Below are 6,843 nucleotides of genomic sequence, written 5' to 3' on the forward strand. Positions count from 1 at the left end.
GACATATTGTCCAATTTAGTGACTCACAGAACTTGTAAGGAGTTTATGATAGCGCGCCTCTCTATTAACACATTTCATCTGTCAGTGTGGTATCTACCTTCTCTACCTCGACATCTTTATCAGATCCTTCTCGGTAACCTTCGACAAAAAACTTAAACTGTGTTTTCAGCCAGACCACATCCTGCTGCTTTGCTTTTTCTGCAAATTCAAATAAAATGTTTTCGATATCTTGCAAAGGAAAGCTGTGCTCCATTGCTTGCATAATCAATGGATGAAAAGTAGGTTCGATATTGTCTTCACCAATGATTAACTCCTCGTAGAGCTTTTCACCCGGTCTCAAGCCAGTAAATACGATTTCGATATCGCCATTGGGATTGCTATCATCTTTTAGCTCACAACCTGTCAAACGAATCATACGTTTTGCCAGATCAACAATTTTGACGGGTGCGCCCATATCAAGCACAAACACTTCACCACCGAATGCCATCGCACCTGCCTGAATAACCAAACTGGCCGCTTCTGGAATCGTCATAAAATAGCGCGTGATGTCTGGATGAGTGATGGTGATCGGACCGCCTTGCTCAATCTGTTTGGTAAATAACGGCACCACAGAGCCTGATGACCCTAAAACATTGCCAAAACGCACCATGCTAAAACAAGTCTGACTGTTACTTTGGCTCAATCCTTGGCAGACCAGCTCAGCTAAGCGTTTGGACGCTCCCATGACATTGGTAGGTCGCACAGCTTTGTCAGTAGAAATCAGCACAAAAGTCTCAACGCGGGCCTGTATCGCAGCACGGGCACAATGGTAGGTGCCTTTGGTATTATTGATGGTGCCCTCAAAGGGATTGGATTCAACAATAGGCACATGCTTATAGGCTGCAGCGTGATAAATCGTTTTTATATGGTTTTTTTCGAATATATTGATTAATTTTTTTTCGTTACTGACACTGCCGATGACGCTAATAATCTCAATATTTTGATAATCAGCATTCGCTGTTTTTAGATTACCAAGTTCTTGATATATGGTGTATAAAGCATACTCAGACTGTTCATATAGCACCAAGCATTTAGGCTTATTTTTGATGATTTGCCGACACAGCTCACTACCGATTGAACCACCTGCCCCGGTAACGAGAACGTTTTTGCCCGTGATGTTTTTTTGTAGCAACTCCGCAACAGGTTCGACTGTTTCTCGTTCGAGCACATCTAATATGTCAACGGGTCGTATATGACTGACAGTTACTATCTCATCAGCAAGCTCACGTAAGCTTGGCAAGTCTTTTATCTTAACGGAGATACCTGACAGACTGTCCATAATCTGTTTTTTACGACCACGGCTCATAGAGGGCATGGCCAAAATCACCTGCGCCACATTGAGTTTTTCTATCAACCACGGAAGCGCGTGAGCTGCATATATTTGTTTGCCATGTAAATAAGCCCCCGTAAGCTGCGGATCATCATCGATATATGCCACCACATTGTACTGATAAGAATGCCTCAAACTTTCTAGCAACTCTCTACCAGCTTCTCCTGCACCATAAATAATCACGTTGTCACAACAGGCATCTGGACGACGGTTTTGACCTGCACCCTGTAGACGTTTCAGTAACGCGCGGATCATGAGCCTACTATTCCACAGCCAAATAAAAAATAGAAATAAAAATATAACAGGGGCTGAGCGCGGTATCGTCGCTGATGGACTCAAATAAATGATGACTTGATAAACAATAATAAGTAAAAAAAACAGTTGTAGCACACGACCCATCACTGCATCAAAAAACCCTCGAGAGGCGCTGCGATAAAAACCAATAAGATATAAGCTAGCAACCGGCACGAATGCATAAAAAGCCAACGCTGCAAGACTGATATGAGAGGCCACATAGCCTTGTCGTAGCATCAAGGCCAATAATAGGCAAAAGATCGACATGGCAAAATCTATACTAAATAAGAGGGTGCTTTTAGTCAGGCGTGGTAATGACAATAAATACAGAGCCACACGCTTCGACCATTGATTAAAACCACTGGACGATTGATAAGCATTGTTTGACTCTGTTTTTATAAACATAATATCCACCCAATTAAGTTGGTTTGCTTATGAGCGACAACCACGCAAACTAGCGGTTATCTCCATAGGCATAATGATAATGGTAGCTATATTTATCCATAATACCCTGCTGTACATCGTTGAGAATAATACCATCTACTTGTACATTGGCTTTATTCATTTGCTTGATCGCATAAACCAGCTGCCCTTCTATTGAATGATTAAACTTCGTAACGATGAGTACTTTGTCTGCATGTTGCGCAAGTACCATAGCATCTGACGCCGCCAATATCGGGGGTGAGTCGATGACAATATAATCGTATTGAGTCTTTAATTCTGCCATCAAATGATTGAATTTTTCGCCCATCAATAAGGAGGTAGGATTATGCGGCTGCCGTCCGCGCGGTATGAAATCAATCAACTCCATACCAGTGGGATGCATAAAGCTTTCGACCCCTAAGCTAGAAACCTCACTGTCTGATCGAGTACCATCAATCGGAGAAAAATGCTTTTTATCCTGCAACAAATAATCGGCAAGACCATCATGTTGGCTCATATTAAACATTTTATGCAGCTCACCTAAGCGCATGTCACCATCGATGACCAAGACTTTTTTGTTGAGCTGGGCAAATACCTCTGATAAATTAGCAGCGATAAACGACTTGCCCACACCAGGGCTCTCCCCAGTAATCAATATGACTTGCGCGGGCTGCCCGACCGCTGTCCCCATTGGCATACCAAACATCAAATTGGTTCTTAAACTTTTGATCGCCTCATAACTCAAACTACTGTGATCAACATGAGCGAGCATGCGAGGGGTGGTATTCTTCTTTTTACTCAACCTCGACAGTAAGGGTGAGCGTGGAATCGTTGCAATGACAGGGATGCCCGTTGTGACCTCTAAATGCTCTGGATCTTTTACAACATTTCTAACAAGGTTCTTCAAGAGCACCAGCATTACCCCAAACATCATGCCTATCAATGTGGTCAGCATCAGGATTTGTAGTTTATTTGGTGCAATGGCATTAAAGGTACTGGTCGGTGAATCGATAATACGGGCATAGCCGATTTGACCAGCCTTGACGATTTTAAGTTGCTCATAATTTTTGAGCAGCGTTAGATAGATTTCTCGATTGATTGCCGTATCTTCTGATAGCTTTAGAAACTCTCGCTGTATTTCAGGTAGACCTGCAATGGTATTATCTATCTCTCTTGTTCTATTATTGAGCACTTTGAGCTGTTCATTAATTTGGATGACCAGTGGATGTTCTTCGGTATAATAAGTGGTTAGGTCTGCTTTTTTGAGTTTAAGCTCATTGAGCTGCTCATCGATGCGAGACTTCTCATTCAATAACAACTCGGCTTCTTTACCCACATCAATCGTGCCATATTTTTTACGAAAGTCATTAAACAGTGCTTCAGAAGTCTCTAATTTTTCTTTTAACAGAGGGATCTGCGTTTCCATAAAGGCAAGTGTTTTGGTCGTTTCTTCAGAACCGCGAGATTGATTTTGATCGACGTAAGATCGGACGATCTGATTGAGGATAGTCGTGATTTGCTCTTGATTGGGACCCGTCATCGACAGCTGAATAATCCCCGTTTTTTGACCTTTTTCTTCAACCGATAAGGCGCCGTTGATAGCGTCAGTCGCAGCCTTTATCGTCTGCTTACTAATATTAATTGGGTAACCATCAGCAGGTAACTCTGTGACAGTAATATTAATCTGACCGTCCAACCCTTTGAACTGATGCGCTTGACCAAGCTGACCTTTGAATTCATCAAAACCATTGCTCAAAACAAACCCTGTAGCAGATTTTGTTAGTGTAAAAGATTGGTTCAAGTACGCTGGTGATACATCAAATTGGCGGACTTTTACTATGCCATTTTCGGTATCAAGTGACACATCATCTGGTGTGTTTAATTGCGTGTAAGTACGATTGCTTTTTATTCTATCAAGATGACCAATATTGGGATCTGTTAGCTTAATGCGCAGGTGCAATAGCTCAACCACTGGCTCCAATATCATACGTGATCGTATCAGCTCTGCTTCTGTCTCCGCTTTGCTGACTTCTGCACCCACCAGCTCTGAGATACTCTCGCCAAGCGCCTCTATTCCTTGAGTATTTTCTTCAATCTGTATCAGCGCATCTGATTTATAGATGGGATTCACATAGCGGGTATACAAAAGCCCTAGTAAAAGCCCCAATATCGCCATGAGAGCAATGATTTTCCAACCGCGTAACAATACTAAAACCAGCGCCATTAAATCGATGTCGTCATTGTTTTTTTCGCCCGTAGACGTTGATAGGTCTTTTGAATCCATATTATTCATAACCATATACTCATCGCTCAATGTTGATCGTTTAATAGCATTCGCTGAACTTCAACGCTCTAATCGATGGCGCGTCGCTAATCTTGTCAGTCCATTGTTCAAGACTATCGATAATATCTTGTCTACTCTTCTCAAATGCTGAGTCATCCTGCTGATAAGGGTCAGCAATATCTTTATCAAGCCAATGCCCTATTCGAAAGGTTTTTCCGCGACAGTGCGGCCACTGATTTTTAATCCATTTGGTTTGGCTGGTTGTCATCGTCAAAATTAAATCTGACTGACTGACTAATGCTTCATCAATTTGCTTGGCGATATGAGCACTGATGTCTATATTATGAGTGGCCATCAATGCAACCGCTTTGGCATCAGCTGCGTGACCTACGAGCGCTGACAAACCAGCAGAGTCGATGTGTTTTTCTGGGTAATATGCCGTTAATATGGCAGCGGCCATCGGGCTGCGGCATATATTGCCAACACAAACAACCAAGATCTGATCAAACGCTCCCATGACTGACTCCTATATCCCTGAAATCACATTGATTGCTGATGTTGAAGGCAATATGGCGCTAATAATACGGTTCCAGCGCGCCAAGCCAGTTGGATCAACATAAAGGATGTCATTGGCTTGCATGTCAAAACGACTGGCCAAGGCAAAACTTGTGATGCTCTGCATGTCGACATAATAAATATTGGTGTATTGATACTTTGGATTATCCCGAACGATATATACTTTGGCCGCATTGGCCGTATTAGAATTCAATCCATTTGACTCACCCAGTACATGCGCTAGGCTCAGCCCTTGCTCAGGAATAGCAACGGGCTCAATTTTGCCAAACTCTCCTAATACATAGACCTTATTGCGGCTTTGGCTATTGACATGAATAGCATCGCCGTCTTGTAAGTATATTTGATTGGCAGACAGCCCCATTTGATTCAATGATTGGATACCGAGCTTGTAACTTTTGCCTTGACGGTTTAATACGATATGGTTTGAATCACCCGTATCAGTCGTACCACCCGCCATAGAAATAGCACCATATACTGAGATGGGCACATCTGCGATAACAAACTCACCAGACTGCTTGACCTCACCATCCACAAAAAACTTACTACCACGGTAGTTGATGATTTTGACCTGAGGATCTGAGTATTTGAGATAGCGTTGAAGCTTGCTTTGCAAAGTGGCAGTGAACTGCGGCACACTGAGACCGCTGGCTTTGACTCTCCCTATTAAGGGGAATTGTATAAACCCTTGCTGGTCAACAGTCAGACTAGACGTTGAGGCATTAATATCTGGATAATTGGTCAGGATAATATTGAGAACATCCCCTTTAGCAATGCCATAGCTGACACGCCCAGATGTTTTTACTAAATGATATAAATCTCGATCAAGGATGACGGCTTCTTTAGCTGGTAGATTAGCCAAACTCAAAGGTTGAATATAGAATTGTAAACCGTTTTCTGCAGTAAATGTCCCTGACTTAGGTAATTTTCCAGACTGAAGTCCTGAATTTATTGTGCAACTACTGAGCAATACTGTCAGCAATAAGCAAGACGCACTCGCTATTAAGGAGCGCTTTTGTACAGAAATGAAATATTTATAAACCATAACAGTTACTCATATTTATATTCGTGAATCAAAAATAAGTGCCTTGCTGCTGTCAATATATTCATAAAAAAGGATGTATTTATTGAATATACACCTAAACTATACATAACGCAATATTTATAAACATTGATGTAAGAACAATTTTTTTAGTTAATTTATTTTACGTAAGCCCTTCTCGTAAATAACGTATAGCGCATATCAATGAAAACAAAAAGACAGAAAAATCTAAATAGGAGGACATATTAAAAGGAGTTAGCAGTATTTTTTAGGGTTCATGCTGTCGAAAATAGAAATTTGGTATTGGTTATGCTGCTTAACTGCTCTTAATAATATTCAAAGAAATCACTATTTTATTAAAAAATAAATATAACCCCAGTTCGGGATAAGCGCTCAAAAAAAAGATAAAAAAAGAAGTCCAAAGTTGCTAAAGTAAGTTTACCAAGACCACTTAAGCAAAAAGGACTTCTTACATGGACAACCTAACCGAACTATACTGCCATATTGACGACTTTTATCAGCAATTCAAACCTGAGTTTGACGCTCATTTAATCGCAACGGGCCGTCAACGGCTAAGAGCATGCCAGATAAGTGTAGCAGAGATTATGACCATCTTGGTACTGTTTCATCAACTGCGGTATCGACAGTTTAAGGCGTTTTACTACCATCACATGCTTGGCATGATGAAACGGGAGCTTCCAAATCTGCCGAGCTACTCACGATTTATAAAGCTTGTGCCGCGCAGTATCATACCACTGTGCAGCTACTTGCAAAGCATGATGGGCGACTGTACGGGTATCAGCTATATTGATTCAACCAAGATAGCAGTTTGTCATAACAAACGTATCTACCGTCATA

Annotated in this window: 5 protein-coding genes; 1 reads left to right on the forward strand and 4 read right to left on the reverse strand. The window is 41.5% G+C overall.

All coding sequences use genetic code 11. The features are described 5' to 3' along the window. Positions 1–64: 64 nt before the first annotated feature. Genes C8D84_RS09325 through C8D84_RS09340 form a run of 4 tightly spaced genes read right to left on the reverse strand, consistent with a single transcriptional unit; the run spans position 65 to position 5,805 of the window. Positions 65–2,068 carry a nucleoside-diphosphate sugar epimerase/dehydratase gene (locus tag C8D84_RS09325; RefSeq protein ID WP_109591685.1) on the reverse strand — a complete coding sequence of 668 codons (2,004 nt, stop codon included), beginning with the start codon at positions 2,066–2,068 and terminating at the stop codon, positions 65–67. A 49-nt stretch (positions 2,069–2,117) separates the two neighbouring features. Continuing rightward, entirely contained in the window at positions 2,118–4,379 is a 2,262-nt protein-coding gene (locus C8D84_RS09330; RefSeq protein WP_109591699.1) for a polysaccharide biosynthesis tyrosine autokinase, read from the reverse strand. Positions 4,380–4,410: 31 nt separating this feature from the next. Next, positions 4,411–4,887, reverse strand: coding sequence for a low molecular weight protein-tyrosine-phosphatase (locus tag C8D84_RS09335; protein ID WP_109591687.1), 477 nt, complete (start codon positions 4,885–4,887; stop codon positions 4,411–4,413). Between the two features lie 9 nt (positions 4,888–4,896). Continuing rightward, on the reverse strand, positions 4,897–5,805 hold the full coding sequence (locus tag C8D84_RS09340; protein ID WP_228244527.1) for a polysaccharide biosynthesis/export family protein: 909 nt from the start codon (positions 5,803–5,805) through the stop codon (positions 4,897–4,899). 653 nt (positions 5,806–6,458) lie between these two features. Between C8D84_RS09340 and C8D84_RS09345 the strand changes: the two genes are divergently transcribed. Beyond that, a partial coding sequence (locus tag C8D84_RS09345) for a transposase (protein WP_322872469.1) occupies positions 6,459–6,843 on the forward strand: 385 nt, incomplete at its 3' end.

This window comes from Psychrobacter immobilis, from assembly GCF_003148585.1.
Lineage (GTDB): Bacteria > Pseudomonadota > Gammaproteobacteria > Pseudomonadales > Moraxellaceae > Psychrobacter > Psychrobacter immobilis.